We start from the raw sequence: 20874 nt of genomic DNA, 5'->3' as shown, positions 1-20874 counted from the left end.
CTACGAGCCGTGCCTCCGAGCCCACATTCCAGCCCCGATCGCCAGCCCGACGCGATACCGGACGTCCCTGGCGCGCCGGCGCCGGAAGCCGGCTGGCAGCAGGCGCTGGACGCGCTGCGCGCGCTCGCCGGCGCCGACCCCGCCAGCTCAACCGGCGTAGCCCAGCCCGCCCGGCGCCTGCTGTGGGCGCTGACGCTCGATGCCGACGGCGCGCCCGGCACGATCGAGCCGCTGGAGCAGGTCCGCGGCCCGAAGGGCTGGGGCAAGCCCCGGCCGGTGCCGCTGGCGCGAATCGCCGAGGACGACCGACTCGAGCCGTGGGACGCGCGCGTGGCGCGCGCCATCCGCCGCGATGCCTCGCACCACCGGCGCTACGTGCTCGACCGCGCCATGGCGCTGATGGCGCTGGCCGGGCACCCGGGCGTGGTGCTGGCCCACGCGCCCACGCAGACACTGGAGGTGGTCGAGGACGCGCCCGCGCTGGAGGCCGTGCGCAGCGCCGGCCGCTACGTGCTGCGCCTGTTCCCGCCTGCGCGCGAGGCGCCCGCGATGGAGGCGCTGCTGCCCGCCGCGGCGCGCCAGGAGGCCGAGGCGCTGCGCCAGCTCACGGTGGTGCGTGACGGCCCGCACCGCTTGCGGCTGATCCGCTATACCCCGGCGCAGTTCGAGGCCGCGCGGCTGATTGGCAACGGCCTGGCGATCCCCGAGGAAGGCCACGCGCGGCTCGACCAGACCCTGCGCGCGCTCGCCGGCCAGTTCCAGATCCAGGCCGATGCCGCGGCCGGCACGCGCGCCGTCGAGGCCGAAGCGCGCCTGCGTGCCGAAGTGGCGCCGGTGGGGCGCGGCATCTCGCTGCGGCTGGTGGTGACGCCGCTGGGCCCGCTCGGGCCGCGGCTGGCGCCTGGCGCCGGGCGCGAGCGGCTGATGGCCACGGTGCGCGGCGAGACCCTGTCCACGCAGCGCGACCTCGACGCCGAACTGGCCAGCGTGGCCGAGGTCTTTGCCGCGCTGCCGCAGTTGGTGGCGCTGGCGCTGCCGGGCGGCGAATACACGTGGTCGCTGGACGATCCGGAGGAGGCGCTGGCGGTGGTCGAGGCGCTGCCGCAACTGCCCGCAGTAGAGACCGTTGAATGGCCGCGCGGCAAGGCGCTGCGCGTGCTGCCCGCCGACCTGCCGCAGCTGGGTGTGCAGATCGAGAGCCGCGGCGCGTGGTACCGGCTGGCCGGCGAGCTGCGCGTGGCCGAGGGCCTGGTGCTGGAACTGGGCATGCTGATCGACTGGACCGGCAGCCATGCCGGGCGCTTCGTGCCAATGGGACAGGGCGTCTACGTGGCGCTGACGCGGGCGCTGCGCGGCCGGCTGCGCGACCTCGCCGGCGTGGCCGAACCTGTGCCTGACGGCATCCGCGTGCCGCAGATGGCCACGCCGTGGCTGGACGACGTGCTGGCCGGCGCGGGCGTCGATCCCGACGCGCATTTCCGCGCGCGCATCGCCCGGCTGCGCGCCGCGCGCGAGACCGAGGCCGCGCTGCCGGCGACGCTGGCGGCCGAACTGCGCCCCTACCAGGAAGCCGGCTACCGCTGGGCCATGGCGCTCGCGGCCTCCGGTTTGGGCGCCTGCCTGGCCGACGACATGGGCCTGGGCAAGACCCTGCAGGCGCTGGCGGTGCTGGTGGCGCGCGCCGGTGGCGGCGCGGCGCTGGTGATCGCGCCGACTTCGGTGTGCGGCAACTGGGCCGCCGAGGCGCGCCGCTTTGCGCCCACGCTCGATGTCCACGTCTATGCCGAGGGCGACCGCGACACGCTGCTGGCGCAGGCTGGGCCGCATGACCTGGTGATCGTTTCGTACACGCTGATGCAGCAGGCCAGCAAGGACTTCTGCGCGCGCGAATGGCACACCGTGGTGGCCGACGAGGCCCAGGCCTTCAAGAACGCGGTAACGCGGCGGGCCCAGGCGATGTTTGCGCTGCCGTCAGGATTCCTCATGGCGCTGACCGGTACGCCGGTGGAGAATCGGCTGGCCGAGCTGTGGTCGGTGATGCGGTTCTGCAATCCGGGCCTGCTCGGTTCGCTGGCCCGTTTCAACGAGCATTTCGCCAACCCGATCGAACGCGGCGGCAGCAGCGAGGCGCGCCTGCGGCTGCGCCGCATGATCGCGCCGTTCGTGCTGCGGCGGACCAAGGCGCAGGTGCTGGACGAACTGCCGCCGCGTACCGAGCTGGTGCTCCGGGTCGAGCCCGAGCCGGTCGAAGCCGCGCACTACGAGGCGCTGCGCCGCCAGGCCCAGACCGAGGCCGAAGCCGCGCTGGCGCGCGTCGAGGCCGCGCGCAAGGCCACCCGCGCTGCGCCCGCCGGTGCCCGCGCGCGCGCGCTGGCGCAGGCCCAGCACCAGGCGCCGGCGCGCATCCACGTGCTGGCGCAACTGATGCGGCTGCGCCGCGCGGCGTGCGACCCGCGCCTGGTCACGCCGGAGCTGGCGGGCCAGTTGGGCGAAGGCGCCAAGCTGCGTGCCTTCGTCGAGCTGGCCAGCGGGCTGGCGGCCAGCGGCCACAAGACGCTGGTGTTCAGCCAGTTCGTCGATTTCCTGCAGTTGCTGCGCCAGGGGCTGGAGCGGGCCGGGCTGGCGCTGCAATACCTGGACGGCGCCACGCCCGCGGCCGAGCGCACGCGCCGCGTGGCCGCGTTCCAGTCCGGCGCGGGCGATGTCTTCCTGATCAGCCTGAAGGCCGGCGGCTTCGGCCTGAACCTGACCGCGGCCGACTACGTGATCATCGCCGACCCGTGGTGGAACCCCGCCGCCGAAGACCAGGCCATGGGCCGCGCGCACCGCATCGGCCAGCAACGCCCCGTTACGGTGTACCGGCTGATCAATGCGGGCACCATCGAGGAGCGCATCGTCGACCTGCACCGCGACAAGCGCGCGCTGGCCGACGGCCTGCTGGAGGCGGACGACGACAGCGCGGCGGGCAGTGGCGCGCCGCTGCCGGATGTCGATGAGCTGGTTGGCCTGCTGCGGCGCTGATTGCCGCCGGGCGCCGTTTGAACGCAGCCATATGCCAGCACGGCATACCTTCAGGCCAACTCAGTCGTTTGGTTTTGGCAGGAACCTTGCTATCTTGTTGCGCTGGCCCGGGGCTCAGATCCCGGCCATCGCGCCGGCCCGCCGCGCCGGGCCGCTTTTTGCTGACCTTCACCGACGGTGCCCCCATGCCCAACTCGTCCCGCCTGCTTCCGCGCTTGTCCTTCCGTTCCGCCGCCCGGGTGGCCGCGCTGTGCGCCGCCGCAGCCGTCAGCACGGTCAGCCTGCCCGCCCACGCGCAAGGTGAGTGGCCGACCCAGCCGGTGACGATCCTGATGGGCTTCACCGCGGGCTCCGGCGTCGACATCGTCGGCCGCACACTGCAGGAATCGCTGCAGAAAACGCTGAAGACCACCATCATCTACGACTACCGGCCGGGCGCCGGCGGCAACGTTGCCTCCGAGGTGGTGGCACATGCCAAGCCGGACGGCTATACGCTGCTGCTGGGCACCGCCGCCACGCACGGCATCAACCCGGCGCTGTACAAGACCCTGCCGTTCGATGCCGACGCCGATTTCACCCCGATCGCGCCGCTGGTCGAGGTCTCCAACGTGCTGACCGTCAACCCGGCCGTGCTTGACGTCAAGTCAGTCAAGGAATTCATCGAGAAGGTCAAGGCCAATCCCGGCAAGTACAACTTTGCCTCCACCGGCAACGGCACCGGCACGCACCTGGCGTTTGCCGAGTTCAACGCCCGCGCCGGGCTCGACATGGTGCACGTGCCCTACAAGGGCGGCCCGGATGCGCTGCAGGCGGTGGTCAAGGGCGAGGTCTGCTGCATCTTCAACCAGGTACAGAGCGTGCTGCCGCAGTTCCGCGCCGGCAAGGTGCGCCTGCTGGGCGTGACCACCCGCCAGCGCGTGCAGGTGATTCCCGATGTGCCGACCATTGCCGAGAGCGGCCTGCCTGGCTTCAACAGCACCATCTGGTTCGGCTTGTTCGGGCCGAAGGGGCTGGACCCGAAGATCGCGCGCAAGATCAATGACGCGGTCAAGGTGGCACTGGAAACGCCGGCGATCCGCCAGAAGCTGATCGATGCCGGCAACACGCCGCGGGTCGAGACCGTGGACCAGTTCAAGGCCACGGTGAAGGCGGACCGCCAGAAGTGGGCGGGGGTGGTCAAGACCGTGGGCGCGTCGATCGACTGATCGATCCCGCGGCCGGCTGCGTGCGCAGCTAGGCGCGCACCCCCAGCCGCGTCAGCAGGTGCGCCAGCTGCGCCTGCGTGCCGGTGCCGGTCTTGGTGAAGATGGCCTTGAGCTGCGTACGCCCGGTCTCGCGCCGGATGCCGATCAGCTCGCAAGCCTCGGGCAGGCCGATGCCCGAGGACAGCTGCAAGGCCAGCCGGATTTCCGCCGGCGTCAGGCCGTAGAGGTCGCGCAAGACGGTCGGCAGCGTCATCGGCGCGGCGCCCGGTTCGTGAATCGCCACCAGCACGCTGGGGCGCTGCCAGTCCAGCGCCAGGTGATGGGCCGGGGGCAGCGGCAGCAGGATCACCTGCGCCTGCCGGCCCGCGCCGTCGGCGGCGCGCAGCGCCTGCGCCGGCTGCGCGCTGGCGGGGTCGCACACCGCCCGCAGCGCGTCCGCGAACGGACGCGACAGGGTCCAGCCGCCATCGTCGCGGGCGCCCGCAAGCGGCGACGCGACGGCGCTGGTTTCGATCGACACCGCCGGCAGCAGCCGGCGCACCCAGGCTTCGCCGATGCTGTTGGCCAGCAGCGGCTTGCCGTCGTCGCGGAACACGATCACGCCGAATGGCAGCCGCTCCATCAGCTGCGACGATGCATGCGCCAGCGCCGACACCTGGTGGGTGCGCTCGCGCAGCGCCATGGCCTGGCGCATGTGCGGGATCGCCCAGTCGAGCGCGCGTGCATCCTCGGGTGAGTAGTGGTCGTGGCCGTACGGGCGCTGCAGCGACAGCAAGACGTCGTAGTGCGGCTGGCGCTCGATCAGGCAGGCCATCACCGACGACTGTTCGATCGGCCGCAGGAATTCGCCGTAGAACGGCGACTGCCGCATGACCTGCGGGCCCAGCTCGCGCGAATCGATATACCAGCTGCCCACCGCCATGCGCCGGGCAAACGGCAGCGCCGGATCGATCGCGGCGAAATGTTCGCGGTACGTGGCCACGGCCTCGGGCATCGGGTTGACCTCCTGGTGCACCAGCACGCGCTCGTGGACGGTGTCGAGCACGAGCAGGTGCGCGTGGGTGCTGCCGCTGGCCTGGCACAGCGCGCCCAGGCTGCGCTGCCACGCGTCGGCGTCGAAAATCCCCTCGTACAGCGCGCGAATGGTGTCGTGCATCTGTGTGTCGCTCATGGCTTCCCTTCTTTTTACTTCTTTTATTTTTATCACTTTACCCGCATGGCAGCGCGCGTGCCGCCGCGCAGCGGCGGCCGGCGTGCCAGGCGTAACCGGTTCAGCCCCGTTCCAGCGCCGCGCCAAGGCGCGAGAGCATGTGCGTGAGCTGGGCCTGGCTGTTGCAGCCGGTCTTGTGGAACACCGCCTTGAGCTGGGAGCGCGCGGTCTCGTGGCGGATGCCGAGTTGCTGGCTGGCTTCGGGCAGGCCCTGGCCGTGGGCCAGCTGCACGCTCAGCCGGGTTTCGGCCGGCGTCAGCCCGTACAGGTCGCGCAGCACGGGTGCGAGCCATAGCGGCGCGCGCTCCGGCTCATGCACGATCACCAGCGCGGCCGGTTCCTGCCACTGCGCGGCAAAGGCGTGCGACGGCGGCAGGGGCAGCACGATGACCTGCGCGCGCTCGGCGCCGCTGGTGGCGTGCGCTGCCTGCGCGGCCACGGCGCGGCGCGGGTCGCAGGCGGCCTCGACCATGTCGGCGAACGGCCGCGACAGGGTCCAGTCCGACACCTTGCCGGCCGGGTCGAGCCGGCGCGCCCAGCGCTCGCCGGCGCGGTTGGCCAGCAGCACGTGGCGCTGCGGCGAAAACACCAGCACGGCGAAATTGAGCCGTTCCACCAGTTGCGTCGACAGCCGCGCCAGCACGGTCAGCCCCAGGGTGCGGTCGCGCATCGCCATGGCGCTGCGCATATGCGGAATGATCCAGTCCAGGCCGCTGGTATCGGCGGTCGAGAACAGCGGCTGCCGGCGCGCGCGCTGCATCGAGAAGTAGACTTCGTAATGGGGCTGGCGCTCCACCAGGCAGGCGACGTAGGAACGCAAGCCATAGCGGTGGAAGAAGTCACGGTAGAACGGATGGCGCGCCATGGTGCCTTCGCCCAGTTCGCGCGCGTCGATATACCAGTCGCCCGGCTGCATGCGCGGTGCGAACTGCTTGGCCGGGTCGATCGCCTGGAAATCCGTTTCGTATTCGGTGAACAGTTCGACCACCGGATTGACGATCTCGTTGACCGTGACCTGGTCGCGCACCGTGTCCCAGACCATCATGGAAGCGTGTGCCGTGCCCGCCAGCCCGGTCAGGGCGCGCAGGCTGTCCTGCCAGGCCCCGGGATCCAGAATGCCCTCGTACAAGCCGCGGATCGCTCCGTGCATGTCGGCTTCATTCATCTGACTTACCCCTTGCATTCGCGACAAGATAATGCGCGGCGCCGGCGATGCGTCCGCTCGCATCCCGGCATGCTTTGTTATTCTGGCTGCGTGTGATTGGCCGTATTGGCCGCCGCTTGTCTTGGCCGTTTGTAGACCGGCTCTGGCGTGGTTGCGTGTCTGTTGTTGCAGACGTTGCGTACATTACCGCACTCGGGGGTCACGCGGAAAACGCGGGCGACCCTTCTTTGGTGGGGAGTCCATCGAGGCGAGACGCGTACCGGGGCTGGTTTGTGCGCCGCGGAGCGCTTCCCCGTCCGCCACGGTCCGGAATCGGCAAAGCTCCGATCGCGATCAGGTAAAATGCCGGTTTCCCCGAGTCAGCAGCGAAATCTCGCGCCATCCACCGTCATGACCTCTGTCCTGCGTCTTTCCGATCTGATTTCCCAAGGCAAACTCTCCGGCAAGCGGGTGTTTATCCGCGCCGACCTGAACGTGCCGCAGGATGACGCCGGCCACATCACCGAGGACACCCGCATCCGCGCCTCCGTGCCCGCCATCGAGGCCTGCCTGGCCGCCGGCGCCGCGGTGATGGTCACGTCCCACCTGGGCCGCCCGACCGAGGGCGAGTTCAAGCCCGAGGATTCGCTGGCGCCGATTGGCGCGCGCCTGTCCGAACTGCTGGGCAAGCCGGTCAAGCTGGTGCAGAACTGGGTCGACGGCGTCGAAGTGGCGCCCGGCCAGGTGGTGCTGCTGGAAAACTGCCGCGTCAACAAGGGCGAGAAGAAAAACAGCGACGAACTGGCGCAGAAGATGGCCAAGCTGTGCGACGTCTATGTCAACGATGCCTTCGGCACCGCCCACCGCGCCGAAGCCACCACCCACGGCATCGCCAGGTACGCGCCGATCGCCTGCGCCGGCCCGCTGCTGGCCGCCGAGATCGACGCGCTGGGCAAGGCGCTGGGCCAGCCGGCACGTCCGCTGGTGGCGATCGTGGCCGGCTCCAAGGTCTCGACCAAGCTGACCATCCTGAAGTCGCTGGCCGACAAGGTCGACAACCTGGTTGTCGGCGGCGGTATCGCCAACACCTTCATGCTGGCCGCCGGCCTGAACATCGGCAAGTCGCTGGCCGAGGCCGACCTGGTCGGCGATGCCAAGGCCATCATCGACATCATGGCCGGGCGCGGCGCCTCGGTGCCCATTCCCGTCGACGTGGTCTGCGCCAAGGAATTCAGCGCGACCGCCACGGCGACGGTCAAGGACGTCAAGGACGTGGCCGACGACGACATGATCCTCGACATCGGTCCCAAGACCGCGGCGATGCTGGCCGAACAGCTCAAGGCCGCCGGCACCATCGTCTGGAACGGCCCGGTCGGCGTGTTCGAGTTCGACCAGTTCGGCAACGGCACCAGGGTGCTGGCCGAGGCCATCGCCGAATCGAAGGCCTTCTCGATCGCCGGCGGCGGCGACACGCTGGCCGCCATCGCCAAGTACGGCATCGCCGACCGCGTCGGTTATATCTCCACCGGCGGCGGCGCGTTCCTGGAATTCCTGGAAGGCAAGAAGCTGCCCGCCTTTGAAGTGCTGGAACAGCGCGCAGCAGGCTGAAGCATCCGCCAGGCCCTGGCGCCATGCCGGGCCCCGTCCTTCACCAAGGAAATCCGCGCATGACCCGTTCCACCAAGATCGTCGCCACCATCGGCCCCGCTTCCAGTTCGCTGGAAATCCTGACCCGCATGATCGCGGCGGGGGTCGACGTGGTGCGGCTGAACTTTTCGCACGGCACCGCCCAGGATCATCTCGACCGGGCCCGGCTGGTGCGCGAGGCGGCGCAGGCATGCGGGCGCGAGGTCGCCATCATGGCCGACCTGCAGGGCCCCAAGATCCGCGTGGGCAAGTTCGAGCACGGCAAGGTCCTGCTCAAGGCGGGCGACTCCTTTATCCTGGATTCCAGCTGCAAGCTCGGCAACGAAGCGCGTGCCGGCCTGGACTACCAGGACCTGCCGCGCGACGTCGGGCCGGGCGACCTGCTGCTGCTCAACGACGGCCTGATCGTGCTGGTGGTCGAGCGCGTGCTCGGCACCGAGATCTTCACCACCGTGCGCGTCGGCGGCGAGCTGTCCAACAACAAGGGCATCAATCGCCAGGGCGGCGGGCTGTCGGCGCCGGCGCTGACCGCCAAGGACATGGACGACATCAAGACCGCCATGGCCCTGGGCGCGGACTATGTCGCGGTCAGCTTCCCCAAGAACGCCACCGACATGGAAATGGCGCGCCAGCTGGCCGCCGTGGCCGGCCAGCCGCACGGCCACCGGGCCCGCATGATCGCCAAGATCGAGCGCGCCGAAGCCATCCATCCGGGCGTGCTGGAAGAAATCCTGCAGGCCTCCGACGGCATCATGGTGGCGCGCGGCGACCTTGCCGTGGAAGTCGGCAACGCCGCCGTGCCGGCGCTGCAGAAGCGCATGATCCGGCTGGCGCGCGAGGCAAACAAGCTCACCATCACCGCCACCCAGATGATGGAAAGCATGATCGTCAACCCGGTGCCGACGCGCGCCGAGGTTTCGGACGTGGCCAACGCCGTGCTGGACGGCACCGATGCCGTGATGCTGTCGGCCGAGACCGCCGCGGGCCGCTATCCGGTAGAGACCGTCGAGGCCATGGCCGCGGTCTGCATCGAGGCCGAGAAGTCCGAGGTGGTGCAGCTCGACACCGATTTCCTGAACCAGACCTTCTCGCGCATCGACCAGTCGGTGGCGATGGGGGCACTGTTCACCGCCTATCATCTGCAGGTGAAGGCGATCGCGGCGCTGACGGACTCAGGCGCGACCGCGCTGTGGATGAGCCGGCACCGCATCCATGTGCCGATCTACGCGATGACGCCCAACCTGGCGTCGCAGCGCAAGATGCAGCTGTACCGCAACGTGGTGCCGCTGCCGCTGCAGTCCAGCGCCGACCGCGATACCGCGCTGGAGCAGGCCGAGGAACTGCTGCTGGCGCAGGGCGTGGTGCAGCGGGGCGATTTCATCGTGCTGACCATCGGCGAGCCGATGGGCCAGCCGGGCGGTACCAACACCCTGAAGATCGTCAGGGTGGGGCATTGAGCGCCGACAGAAAAATACCGAGACATCCCATTTTCATTTAGGAGTTAGACATGCCACTCGTTTCGATGCGCCAGCTGCTGGACCACGCAGCCGAGAACAGCTACGGCCTGCCGGCCTTCAACGTGAACAACCTCGAGCAAGTGCAGGCCATCATGCAGGCGGCCGACGAGGTCAACGCTCCGGTGATCATGCAAGCCTCGGCCGGCGCCCGCAAATACGCCGGCGAGCACTTCCTGCGCAACCTGATCGAAGCCGCGGTCGAAGCCTATCCGCATATCCCGGTGGTGATGCACCAGGACCACGGCCAGTCGCCGGCGATCTGCCAGGCCGCGATCGACCTGGGCTTCTCGTCGGTGATGATGGACGGCTCGCTGCGCGAAGACGGCAAGACCCCGGCCGACTACGAGTACAACGTCGACGTGACCCGCAAGGTGGTCCAGCTGTCGCACGCGATCGGCGTCACCGTCGAAGGCGAACTTGGCTGCCTGGGCTCCCTCGAAACCGGTGAAGCCGGCGAAGAAGACGGCATCGGCGCCGAAGGCAAGCTGGACCACTCCATGCTGCTGACCGACCCCGAGCAGGCCGCCGACTTCGTCAAGGCCACCCAGCTCGACGCGCTGGCGATTGCCATCGGCACCTCGCACGGCGCCTACAAGTTCACCCGCAAGCCCACCGGCGACATCCTGGCGATCAACCGCATCAAGGAAATCCACGCCCGCATCCCGAACACCCACCTGGTGATGCACGGCTCGTCGTCGGTGCCGCAGGAACTGCTGGAAGAGATCCGCAAGTTCGGCGGCGACATGAAGGAAACCTACGGCGTGCCGGTCGAGGAAATCCAGGAAGCGATCAAGTACGGCGTGCGCAAGATCAATATCGACACCGACATCCGCCTGGCCATGACCGGCGCGATCCGCCGCTTCTTCGCCGAGAACCCGAGCAAGTTCGACCCGCGCGAATACCTGAAGCCGGCCCGCGAAGCCGCCAAGCAGGTGTGCAAGGCACGCTACCTGGCGTTCGGTTGCGAAGGCCAGGCCGGCAAGATCAAGCCGGTGGCACTGAGCGAGATCGCGCAGCAGTACAAGTCGGGCAAGCTGGCGCAGGTCGTGCAGTAATGTCCCATGTCCGCCTTCCGCGCAAGGGGAGGGCGGACTGCAGTTCCGGCCGCCGCGGCACGCATTTTGCGCCCGGCGGCTTCGCCGTTTTATCGGAACCATCATGTCCAACGCTCTCTACCAGTCCTCCATCAACTCGCTGCCGCTGCTGGGCCACGGCAAGGTGCGCGACAACTACGCCGTCGGCGATGACAAGCTGCTGATCGTCACCACCGACCGCCTGTCGGCGTTCGACGTCATCATGGGCGAGCCGATCCCCGACAAGGGCCGCGTGCTGAACCAGATGGCGAACTTCTGGTTCCGCAAGCTCGCGCATATCGTGCCCAACCACGAGACCGGCATCGCGCCCGAGACCGTGGTGGCCGCTGATGAAGTGGAGCAGGTCGCGGGCCGCGCCGTGGTGGTCAAGCGCCTGAAGCCGATCCTGGTGGAAGCCGTGGTGCGCGGCTACCTGGCCGGCAGTGGCTGGAAGGACTACCAGGCCACCGGCAAGGTGTGCGGCATCGAGCTTCCGCCGGGCCTGCAGAATGCGCAGAAACTGCCCGAGCCGATCTTCACGCCGGCGGCCAAGGCCGAGATGGGCGAGCACGACGAGAACATCTCGTTCGCCGAGGTCGAGGCCCGCATCGGCATCGCGCTGGCGCGCCAGATGCGCGAGATCTCGATCCGCCTGTACAAGGAAGCGGCCGAGTTCGCCGCCACGCGCGGCATCATCATCGCCGACACCAAGTTCGAGTTCGGCCTCGACGACAACGGCGTGCTGACGCTGATGGACGAAGTGCTGACCGCCGATTCGTCGCGCTTCTGGCCGGCCGATTCCTACCAGGTGGGCACCAACCCGCCGTCGTTCGACAAGCAGTTCGTGCGCGACTGGCTGGAAGCCGTGCGCATCGACGGCAAGCCCTGGCCCAAGACCGCGCCGGCGCCGCAGCTGCCGGACGACGTGATCGAGAAAACCGCGGCGAAGTACCGCGAGGCGCTGACGCGCCTGACGGGCGAAGCGCTGAAGTAAGGTTTCCACCGGCTTCCCGCAAGCCGACGGTGTTCCCCTCTGCCCCCATGGGAAGAGGGGAGCAAACAAGCAAGGATCAAACGTGAGCAAGCAAGACAAGCCATTGGTCGGCGTCGTCATGGGCAGCAGTTCCGACTGGGACGTGATGCAGCACGCCGTGGCCATGCTGAAGGATTTCGGCGTGCCGTTCGAAGCCCAGGTGGTGTCCGCGCACCGCATGGCCGACGACATGTTCCGCTATGCCGAGAGCGCGCGCAGCCGTGGCCTGCGCGCCATCATCGCCGGTGCCGGCGGAGCCGCGCACCTGCCCGGCATGATCGCCGCCAAGACCATCGTGCCGGTGTTCGGCGTGCCGGTGCCGTCGAAGTACCTGCGCGGCGAGGACTCGCTGCTGTCGATCGTGCAGATGCCCAAGGGCGTGCCGGTCGCCACCTTCGCCATCGGCGAGGCGGGCGCGGCCAACGCCGCGCTGCACGCGATCGCCACACTGGCCACCACCGACGAGGCGCTGGCCGCCGCGCTGGAAGCGTTCCGCGCGAAGCAGACCGAAGCCGCGCGCGCGATGACCTTGCCGCTGTAATCCTCCGGACCCACACGGAACCGAGCAATGCCTACCGATATCCATCCCTACCTCTCCGAAGCCCACACGCCGGAATCGCGCGCCGAGTTTGGCGTCGACCGTCCCGACGCGCCCATCCTGCCCGGCGCGTGGCTGGGCATGCTGGGCGGCGGCCAGCTTGGCCGCATGTTCACGCATGCGGCGCAGGCGATGGGCTATCGCGTGTGCGTGCTCGACCCGGACCAGGACAGCCCGGCGGGCGTGGTCGCCGACAAGCACATCTGCGCGCAATACACCGACGAGGCCGCGCTGGCCGAGATGGGCAAGCTGTGCCAGGCGGTAAGCACCGAGTTCGAGAACGTGCCGTCGCTGTCGCTGGACCGGCTGGAGCAGTTGGGCGCGTTCGTCGCGCCGCGCGGCTACTGCGTGTCGATCGCGCAGAACCGCATCGGCGAGAAGAAGTTCTTTGCCGCGTGCGCCGAGCGCACCGGCGTGCCGACGGCGCCGCACTGGGTGATCCAGCACGACGCCGACGTCGACCAGTTGCCCGACCACGTGTTGCCCGGCATCCTCAAGACCGCGCGCATGGGCTACGACGGCAAGGGCCAGGCGCGCGTGAAGACGCGCGACGACGTGCGCGCCGCCTGGAAGGCGATGCAGCACGTGCCGTGCGTGCTCGAGCAGATGCTGCCGCTGGCGTACGAGGTGTCGGTGCTGGCCGCGCGCGGCGCCAACGGCGCCACCGCCACCTGGCCGCTGGCCGAGAACGTCCACCGCGACGGCATCCTGTTCTCGACCGAAATGCCGTCGTCCAGCGTTTCGCCCGAGATCGCCGACCGGGCCCGCGCCGCCGCCGCCGCCATTGCCACCGAAATGGGCTATGTCGGTGTGCTGTGCATCGAGTTCTTCGTGCTCACCGATGGCTCGCTGGTCGCTAACGAAATGGCGCCGCGCCCGCACAATTCGGGCCATATCACCATGGACGCTTGCGAGACCAGCCAGTTCGAGCAGCAGGTGCGCGCCATGGCGCGGCTGCCGCTGGGCAGCACGCGCCAGCATTCGGCCGGCAAGATGCTGAACCTGCTGGGCGACGTGTGGTTCGAGTTCGGCCTGGAACGCACCCCGGCCTGGGACGAGGTGATGGCGCAACCGGGCGCCAAGCTGCACCTGTACGGCAAGAGCGATGCGCGCCCGTCGCGCAAGATGGGGCATGTCAATTGCATCGGCGAGCATGCCGAAGCCGCCGACGCCGCGTTCAACGCGGCCGCGCAGGCGCTGCATATCCCGCTCTGATTTTCCGCCGACCGTCACGCCACACCCTGAAGGAACACGATGTCGCCGCGCACGCCCACGGCCGCCGAACTGGATGAAGCCGTCCGCCTGCTCGAGGCCGGGCAACTGGTCGCCTTTCCGACCGAAACCGTCTACGGCCTTGGCGCCGACGCCGAGAACCCCGCGGCCGTCGGCCGCATCTTCGCGCTCAAGGGCCGGCCGTCGAATCATCCGGTGATCGTGCACGTGGTCGACGGTGCCGACATCGGCTACTGGACCGACGATGTTCCCGACGTGGCCCGGCAACTGATCGACGCCTTCTGGCCCGGCCCGCTGACGCTGATCCTGAAGCGCGCCGCGCATATCGATGCGGCCGTCGCCGGCGGGCAGGACAGCATCGGCCTGCGCTGCCCGTCGCATCCCGTGGCGCAGGCGCTGCTGGCGCGCTTCAAGCGCGGCCGCGGCGGCATCGCCGCGCCTTCCGCCAACAAGTTCGGCCAGGTCAGCCCGACCACCGCGCAGCATGTGCGCGATGAATTTGGCGACGCGGTCTATGTGCTGGAGGGCGACGGCGTTGAAGTTGGCATTGAATCGACCATCGTCGACCTGTCGCGGCTGGACCAGGGCATCGGCCCGGTGCTGCTGCGCCCGGGTGCCGTCACGTTGGGAATGCTCGCGCAGGTGCTGGGCCAGGCCCCGCTGCCGCCGGACGCCACTGCGCCGCGCGCGTCGGGAACCCTCAAAGCCCACTACGCCCCGCACACGCCGCTGCTGCTGGCCGATGCGCAGGCCGCTGCCGCGCGCCTGGAAGCGCTGCCTGCGGATGCCCGCGTGGCGTGGATCGGGCGCGCGCCGCTGGCGGATCAGCGCTGCACCTGGGTGCAGGCGCCGCTTGATGCCGCCGCCTACGCGCAGGAGTTGTACCGGCTGCTGCGCAAGCTCGACCGGCAGGGCTACACCCAGCTGGTGTTCGAGACCTTGCCCGAAGGGCAGGAGTGGGCAGGGGTGCGGGACCGGCTCGAGCGGGCCGCGGCGGCGTTTGGGGGCTGAGGGCCGGCGCATGCCAGGCACTCCGCCACCTTACCCCCCCAACAACCGCAACGCCGTATACACCGCCATCCCCACCGCAATCATCCCCACCATCTTCCTGGTGAGCAGGTAGAACAGCGTCGCGGCCACGCCCGCCATCAGCTTGTAGTTGGTCAACGCCACCGTGAAATGCCCCTGCCAGGTCATCAGGTCCGGCAGGATGATGGCAGCCAGCGCCGCCGCCGGCGCGTAGCGCAGCGCGCGCTGGATCCGGTCCGGCACGGTGATGTGCTCGCCGGCCATCAGGAACAGCGCGCGGGTGATCACGGTGACCACCGCCATGCCGATCAGTGCGATCCAGACTTCGGTATGGCTCATGCGCGGTCTCCCGGTACGTCCGCCGCGTTGGGCGCCGGCTCTTGCGCAGGTTTGGCCAGCGGCGCCGACTTGCGCCGCCGGATGCCGCGCAGCGCCGCGCGCGCCGCCAGTTCGTCGCTGGCCATGCCGGCGGCGATCGCGCCCACCACGGCCACGACCAGGCCGAGCCGGTATGGCAGGTCGAAGCACAGCAGCGCCAGCACCGCGGAAATCACTACCGCCATCAGCGTCGAACGCGAGTTGATGGTGGCGATCATCACCGGGATCAGCGCCATGGTGCCGGCGAGGCCCAGGCCCCAGCTGTCGGGGAACAGGCTGGCCAGCACGATGCCGATGATCGACGACACCTGCCACATGCAGAAGTTGGTCAGCGCCATGCCCCAGAAGTAGCCTTCCTTGCCGGGCTCATAGCCGGGCGTGCTGTACTTCTGCAGGAAGTAGACGAAGTGCAGGTCGCCATTGAAGAAGCCCAGCACCGTGCGCCGCGCCAGCGTCAGGTAGCTGAAATGCGGCTGCATGCCGGCGCTGAAGATGACGAAGCGCAGGTTGACCATGGCGGCGGTCAGCCAGATGGTCCATAGCGGCAGCCCCGCGGCGAACAGCGGCAGCACCGCCAACTGCGCCGAGCCGGCATAGACCAGCAGCGACATGCCGATCGCCTCGGGCACCGTCAGCACGGATTTGCTCATGGCCACGCCCGTGACCAGGCCCCAGGAAAACACCGCGGGCAGGGACGGGGCAAAGCGGCGCGCGCCGTCGATAAAGCCGGCGCGTTCGGCGGGTGCGAAGCGATGCCAGAGGCGCAACCACACCGGGGGTTGTCGGGAAGTCATGTCAGAGGAAGTGGGGGCAATGCGGCCCGGGGCCGAGGGCCGGCCCGGAAGGCTGCCGCCGCAGGGCGCGGCCGGCACCCTGGCATTATAGGGTGCGATGGCGGGCTGGTAAGCGGCCGCTTAACAAAATGCAGCCGCGCCGTTGGCGGCAGGCCACGGCGCCGCGGCGGGCCATGGTCGAAGGGGCGTCAGGGTGCCCCGCGATACACCCACTGCAGCAGGGCGTCATGCGCCTCCTGCGCCTGTGCGGCATTGGGGTGGTTGATCATGCTCACCACCACGTAGCGGCCGCCTTCGGCGGCGTCCACATAGCCAGCCAGCGCGCGCACGTCGGCCAGCGTGCCGGTCTTCAGGTAGCCGCTGCCGGCCGCGTTGGCGCGCGTCAGGCGGTTGCGCAGCGTGCCGTCGACGCCCAGCACTGGCAGCGAGTCGATCAGCACCGGCCCGACCTGGCTGGCCGCGGCCTGCTGCAGCAGCCGCGCCATGTCATAAGCGCTGATGCGTTCCGCGCGCGACAGGCCCGAGCCGTTGTCCAGCACCAGCCCCGGCATGTCCAGTCCCTGGCGCGCCAGCCAGCGCTGCACCACGCGGATCGAGCGCCCGGTGCTGGCCGGCCCGCCGCGGTCGATCTCGGCGCCGATGGTCAGGAACAGCTGGCGCGCCATCACGTTGTTCGAGAACTTGTTGATGTCGCGCACGATGTCGGCCAGCGGCAGGCCGTAGTGGCGCGCCAGCAGCACCGCGCCGCGCGGCACCTTGCCGCTGCGCAGCGCGGGCAGCCGGGCAAAGCGCCCGCCGGCGCGCTGCCATTCGGCGACAAAGCCGCCCCAGGTGAATTCCGCATGTGACAGCGTGGCGATATTGAGCACGTGCTCGCCGCAGTCGCTGGCATAGTCGCCCGCGAACGAGGCCAGCACGGTGCCGTCCGCCTGCGGCAGCACGGTGGGGCTGGCGTTGCTCTGCCAGTCGCCGCAGCGGCCGTTGGTCAGCGTCAGCCGGTTGTCGAGCTTGAGCTGTGCCAGTTCCGGCGTGACGCTGACCGCCACGGTCTGCGTGGCCGGGTCCGGCGTCAGCGTGAACGACAGCGTCTTGAAGGCGTACAGCAGTGCATCGGGTCCGACGTTGTAGGCGCGCTGCATTTCGCCGTCGATGGTGCCGTTGCTGTCCAGGCCATCGGCAAAATAGCTGCGGTCCAGCACCAGGTCGCCGTTGATGGTGGTGGCGCCGGCGGCGCGCGCGCGGGCCACCAGCTTGGCCATTTCCTCGGGCACCAGCTTGGGGTCGCCGTGGCCGCGCAGGTAGACGTTGCCGTTGATGGTGCCGTCGAAGGCCGGCTGCGCGTCGGCGTAGAGCGAGGTCTGCCAGCGGTAGTCCGGCCCCAGCAGCTGCAGTCCGGCGAAGGTGGTGACCAGCTTCATGGTCGAGGCCGGGTTCATCGGCTGCTGCGCGTTCCAGCTGGCCCGCGCGGTGCTGTCGCCCAGCCGCACCACGTAGAAGCTGGCCGCCGCCGCCGGTACGCCGGCGCGGCGCAGTGCCGCGGCCACCGGGGCCGGCACGCCGGCGCCGAGCAGCGCCGGATCGGCGGCTTTGGCGGCCTTGGGGGCTTTCGCGGCCTTGGCCGCCTTTGCTGCCTTGGCGGGCGGCTTGGCGTGGGCCGTGGTCAGTGCCGGGCCGCCGGCGAGCAGCACGGCGGCAACGATGGGCGAGAGCAGTGGCGACAGGCGGCGCAGCAGGGCGCCGGGTCGCGCTGCGGTGGGCGCGGCGATGGTTCTTGGCATGGCGGCCATGTTAACGCATGGCCGCCGGCAAGCGCATGACAGCCTGGATGCCCGGCGGGTTCAGCCCGCGCGCGGCGGTGCCAGCCGCGCCAGCAGCGACTTCAGCGTGGCCTGCTCGGCTTCGCTCAGCACCGAACTGACGTGGGCGTCGTGCGCTACCACCGCCTGCGTGGCGGCTTCCAGCGTGCGGCGCCCCGCCGGGGTCAGCACCAGGCTGTAGGCGCGCCGGTCGGCGGCGGCGGGGCGCCGCGCCACCAGCTTCATCGCTTCCAGCGCATCGACCAGCAGCACCGCGCCCGAGCGCGCGATGCCCAGGATCCGCGCCAGTTCGGTCAGCTTCAAATGCGGGTTGCGCGAGATGATCACCAGCGCCGAGAAGCGCGGCGGCGTGATCTGCCATTGCGCCAGCGAGTGCACGAAGTCCTCATAGATGCGGATCTGCGCGCGGCGGATGGCGTAGCCGACCAGGTTGTCGAGCACGCCGTAGTCGATGTTCGGCACATGGGGATCGAAGCCGGCGTCGGCACTGACGCCGGCGGCAGGGTCGGGTGCCAGCGGGTCGCGGGCCTTGCGCCGCGCGGGCGCCGCGGCGGTGCGGGCCCGCCGCGCGGGGACGGCGGGCGGTGTGCCGGATGCGTCGGGAATCATTTGAGCAGTTTCCAGTTGCCGTTCTCTATTGTCACCATAACCCGCCCGCGCTGGTCGAAGCCATAGTGGTCTTGCCCACTGTAATTCAGCACGCCGTGCGACACCACGATGTCGCGCTCGGTCTCCAGCGCATGGCGCAGCGCCTGGCGGAACGCCGGCGTCCCTGGCCTGGCGTGCTTCAGGGCCACGGGCACGATGCGTTCCAGCACCAGCCCGGCATCGTAGGCATGGGCGCCGAACTGCGTGCGGCTCTCGGCCCCGTACTGCTTTTCATAGCGGGTGACGTAGTCCAGCCCGGGCTTGCGCACCGGGTCGCCCGCGGGCAGCTGCTCCGGCACGATCACCGGGCCGGCGGGCAGGATCGCGCCGTTGACCAGCCGCCCGCCGATCCGGATCAGGTCTTTGGTGGCCGCGCCGTGGGTCTGGTAGAGGGTGCCGCCGTAGCCGCGCTCGCGCAGCGTGGTGTGCGGCAGCGCGGCGCCGGTGCCCGCGCCGGCGATCAGGATGGCATCGGGTTTGGCCGCAATCAGCTTGAGCGCCTGCGCGGTCACGCTGGTGTCGGCGCGGCCGTAGCGCTCAGTGGCGATCAGGCGGATGCCGTTGGCCGTGGCGGCGGCCGTGAAGTCCTTCAGCCAGGTCTCGCCGTAGGCATCGGCAAAGCCGATAAAGCCGATGGTCTTGACGCCGTTGGTCTTGGCGGTGGCGGCCACGGCATTGGCCATCAGACGCACCGGCTGCGCCAGCCGGAAGGTCCAGGCGCCGCGCCCGGGCTTCAGCTCGATCGGCGAGAACGCCAGCTGCACGGTCTGGGCTTCGTCGGCTACCTCGGCAATGGCGATCGAAGGCGCCACCGCTGACGAGCCCAGGATGATGTCGACCTTGTCCTCGGCGACAAAGCGGCGCGCCACCTTGGCGCCCTGGGTGGGGTCGGAGGCATCGTCCAGCACGATGTAGCGCACCGGCTCGCCGCCGAGCTGCTGCGGCAGGTAGGCCAGCGAGTTTTTCTGCGGGATGCCCAGCGACGCCGACGGCCCGGTGGTGGACAGGCTGACGCCGACGGTGATGTCGGCGCGAGCGGTGGTGGCGGCGAGCGCCAGGATGGCACTCAGTGCGAGCCGGGCGAAGGTAGTTGGGGGATGGGGTGCCATGGTTGTCTCCTCGGTCTGATTGGTCTGATGCGTGTCCGCGCCTGCCGGTTTGCTCCCCTCTCCCGCTTGCGGGAGAGGGAGTACCCCGTTGGTCGAATCAGGGCATCGGCTTACGTGGCTCAAGTCTTGCCCTGCATCGACTGCCGGTCGAAGCCCGCCAGTTGCTTGTACCGCAGCGAGATCGCTTCCAGTTCCGCCCGCGGAATCACCTGGTCGATCTCTCCGAAGCCCTGTGGCGCGCGTTCCTCGGCCAGCTGCATTACCTGCTCAGGGCCGTTCATGCGGTTGCGCAGCACGATGCCGGCGGTGCGCGGCAGGCGCTCGGCCTCGTATTCGCGCAGCGCGTAGCCGGTGTCGCGGTTGCCGAGCAGGCTGTCGACCAGGTAGCGCGCGTCAAGGATGGCCTGGGCGCTGCCGTTCGAGCCGATGGGGTACATCGGGTGCGCGGCGTCGCCCAGCAGCGTGACGCGCTCGAAGGTCCAGCGCGGCAGCGGATCCTTGTCGACCATCGGGAATTCGTAGATGGCTTCGGCGCCGTCGATCAGTGCGGGGATGTCGATCCAGTCCCACTGCCAGCCGGCAAACCGTGCGCGGAACACGGCCTTGTCGACCTGCTTGTTCCAGTCGCTGCGCGGCGGGGTGTCGGGCACGCTGTCGGGCACGCGCAGCTCGGCAATCCAGTTGACCAGCGCACGGCCCTGGCGGCGCAGCGGTTCGGAAATGGGGTAGGCGACGAATTTCTGGTCCTGGTGCCCGGCCATGAACATCGAGCGGCCGTCCAGGTACGGCGGCGCCTCGGTGACCGCGCGCCACAACAGCCGGCGCGAGAAGCGCGGCAGGTCGCCGGTCGGGTAGAAATGGCGGCGCACCGCCGAATGGATGCCGTCGGCGCCGACCAGCACGTCGGCGCTGCCCTCGACCTCGGCATTGTCGCCACGGCGGCGCAGGGCGAAGCGCGCCCTGCCGTGCGCGCCGGTGTCGAGCACGGTCTCGAAGCTGTGGCCGGTATGGACCGCGCCGGCGCCCAAGCGCTCGACCACCGTGCGGTGCAGCAGCATCTGGAATTCGCCGCGGTGGATCGAGAACTGCGGCCAGTCATAGCCGGCGGCGAGCCCGCGCGGCTCATGCCAGATGCGCTGGCCCAGCTTGTTGTAGTAGGACAGGGACGAGGTCTCGACGGCGATCGCCGCCAGCGCATCGCGCAGGCCCAGCTCATCCAGGATGCGTACCGCGTGCGGCAGCAGGTTGATGCCCACGCCCAGCGGGCGCAGCGATTCGCTGGCCTCCCAGACCTCGGCCTCGATGCCGTGGTGGTGGCACAGCAGCGCCAGCGTCAGTCCGCCGATGCCGCCTCCGGCGATTGCGATCTTCATGGTGTCTCCCGCGTGCAGGCCGCGCCGGGGCCGCGCATGGCGGCA

General features: G+C 69.7%; 17 protein-coding genes. 9 read left to right on the top strand and 8 right to left on the bottom strand.

The annotated features are described in order from the left end of the window. The first annotated feature begins 9 nt into the window (after positions 1 to 9). Together E5S69_RS05995 and E5S69_RS05990 are read left to right on the top strand one after the other, a co-directional pair. A complete protein-coding gene (locus E5S69_RS05995) occupies positions 10 to 3021 on the top strand; it encodes an SNF2-related protein (protein ID WP_171514110.1) in 3012 nt (1003 codons plus the stop codon). 185 nt (positions 3022 to 3206) lie between these two features. Beyond that, positions 3207 to 4226 (top strand): Bug family tripartite tricarboxylate transporter substrate binding protein, encoded by a 1020-nt coding sequence (locus E5S69_RS05990; protein ID WP_171514109.1) that lies wholly within the window; start codon positions 3207 to 3209, stop codon positions 4224 to 4226. 28 nt (positions 4227 to 4254) lie between these two features. Here E5S69_RS05990 and E5S69_RS05985 read toward each other — a convergent pair whose 3' ends face one another. Both E5S69_RS05985 and E5S69_RS05980 read right to left on the bottom strand, forming a co-directional pair. Then, on the bottom strand, positions 4255 to 5397 hold the full coding sequence (locus tag E5S69_RS05985; protein WP_171514108.1) for a helix-turn-helix transcriptional regulator: 1143 nt from the start codon (positions 5395 to 5397) through the stop codon (positions 4255 to 4257). A gap of 100 nt (positions 5398 to 5497) precedes the next feature. Then, positions 5498 to 6601 (bottom strand): helix-turn-helix transcriptional regulator, encoded by a 1104-nt coding sequence (locus tag E5S69_RS05980; protein ID WP_171514107.1) that lies wholly within the window; start codon positions 6599 to 6601, stop codon positions 5498 to 5500. Positions 6602 to 6991: 390 nt separating this feature from the next. On the opposite strand from E5S69_RS05980, the gene E5S69_RS05975 reads away from it, so the two are divergent. From E5S69_RS05975 to E5S69_RS05945, 7 genes are all read left to right on the top strand, one after another. Continuing rightward, on the top strand, positions 6992 to 8188 hold the full coding sequence (locus E5S69_RS05975; RefSeq protein WP_171514106.1) for a phosphoglycerate kinase: 1197 nt from the start codon (positions 6992 to 6994) through the stop codon (positions 8186 to 8188). Positions 8189 to 8247: 59 nt separating this feature from the next. Beyond that, complete coding sequence (pyk, locus tag E5S69_RS05970; protein ID WP_171514105.1) at positions 8248 to 9684, top strand: pyruvate kinase; 1437 nt, start codon at positions 8248 to 8250, stop codon at positions 9682 to 9684. Between the two features lie 50 nt (positions 9685 to 9734). Continuing rightward, entirely contained in the window at positions 9735 to 10799 is a 1065-nt protein-coding gene (gene fba / locus E5S69_RS05965) for a class II fructose-bisphosphate aldolase (RefSeq protein ID WP_171514104.1), read from the top strand. Positions 10800 to 10902: 103 nt separating this feature from the next. Further along, the gene (locus E5S69_RS05960) at positions 10903 to 11811 is read left to right on the top strand and encodes a phosphoribosylaminoimidazolesuccinocarboxamide synthase (RefSeq protein ID WP_171514103.1); all 909 of its coding nucleotides are present in this window, start codon (positions 10903 to 10905) and stop codon (positions 11809 to 11811) included. Between the two features lie 82 nt (positions 11812 to 11893). Continuing rightward, positions 11894 to 12391: a 5-(carboxyamino)imidazole ribonucleotide mutase gene (purE, locus tag E5S69_RS05955; protein ID WP_042884202.1), complete on the top strand. Its 498-nt coding sequence runs from the start codon at positions 11894 to 11896 to the stop codon at positions 12389 to 12391. 27 nt (positions 12392 to 12418) lie between these two features. Further along, positions 12419 to 13663, top strand: a complete 1245-nt coding sequence (locus E5S69_RS05950; protein ID WP_171514102.1) for a 5-(carboxyamino)imidazole ribonucleotide synthase — start codon at positions 12419 to 12421, stop codon at positions 13661 to 13663. 39 nt (positions 13664 to 13702) lie between these two features. Further along, complete coding sequence (locus tag E5S69_RS05945) at positions 13703 to 14692, top strand: L-threonylcarbamoyladenylate synthase (RefSeq protein WP_171514101.1); 990 nt, start codon at positions 13703 to 13705, stop codon at positions 14690 to 14692. Between the two features lie 30 nt (positions 14693 to 14722). On the opposite strand, the gene E5S69_RS05940 is transcribed toward E5S69_RS05945, so the two are convergent. The 6 genes from E5S69_RS05940 to E5S69_RS05915 all read right to left on the bottom strand — a co-directional run bounded on the left by E5S69_RS05940 (position 14723) and on the right by E5S69_RS05915 (position 20829). Beyond that, a complete protein-coding gene (locus tag E5S69_RS05940; RefSeq protein WP_171514100.1) occupies positions 14723 to 15049 on the bottom strand; it encodes an AzlD domain-containing protein in 327 nt (108 codons plus the stop codon). Next, on the bottom strand, positions 15046 to 15882 hold the full coding sequence (locus tag E5S69_RS05935) for an AzlC family ABC transporter permease (RefSeq protein WP_171514099.1): 837 nt from the start codon (positions 15880 to 15882) through the stop codon (positions 15046 to 15048). Before E5S69_RS05935 ends, E5S69_RS05940 begins: the two co-directional genes overlap by 4 nt. A gap of 188 nt (positions 15883 to 16070) precedes the next feature. After that, positions 16071 to 17669, bottom strand: coding sequence for a D-alanyl-D-alanine carboxypeptidase/D-alanyl-D-alanine endopeptidase (dacB, locus tag E5S69_RS05930; RefSeq protein WP_171514098.1), 1599 nt, complete (start codon positions 17667 to 17669; stop codon positions 16071 to 16073). A gap of 51 nt (positions 17670 to 17720) precedes the next feature. Continuing rightward, entirely contained in the window at positions 17721 to 18308 is a 588-nt protein-coding gene (locus tag E5S69_RS05925) for a MarR family winged helix-turn-helix transcriptional regulator (protein WP_171514097.1), read from the bottom strand. Next, positions 18305 to 19456 carry an ABC transporter substrate-binding protein gene (locus tag E5S69_RS05920; RefSeq protein WP_171514096.1) on the bottom strand — a complete coding sequence of 384 codons (1152 nt, stop codon included), beginning with the start codon at positions 19454 to 19456 and terminating at the stop codon, positions 18305 to 18307. The genes E5S69_RS05925 and E5S69_RS05920 overlap by 4 nt, the downstream gene beginning before the upstream one ends. 119 nt (positions 19457 to 19575) lie before the next feature. After that, complete coding sequence (locus E5S69_RS05915; RefSeq protein WP_171514095.1) at positions 19576 to 20829, bottom strand: flavin-dependent oxidoreductase; 1254 nt, start codon at positions 20827 to 20829, stop codon at positions 19576 to 19578. Positions 20830 to 20874 lie beyond the last annotated feature (45 nt).

Source organism: Cupriavidus necator (genome assembly GCF_013141915.1).
GTDB lineage: Bacteria > Pseudomonadota > Gammaproteobacteria > Burkholderiales > Burkholderiaceae > Cupriavidus > Cupriavidus necator_B.
Note: the sequence above shows the minus strand (reverse complement) of the source record. Positions and strands in the feature narration are given on the sequence as shown.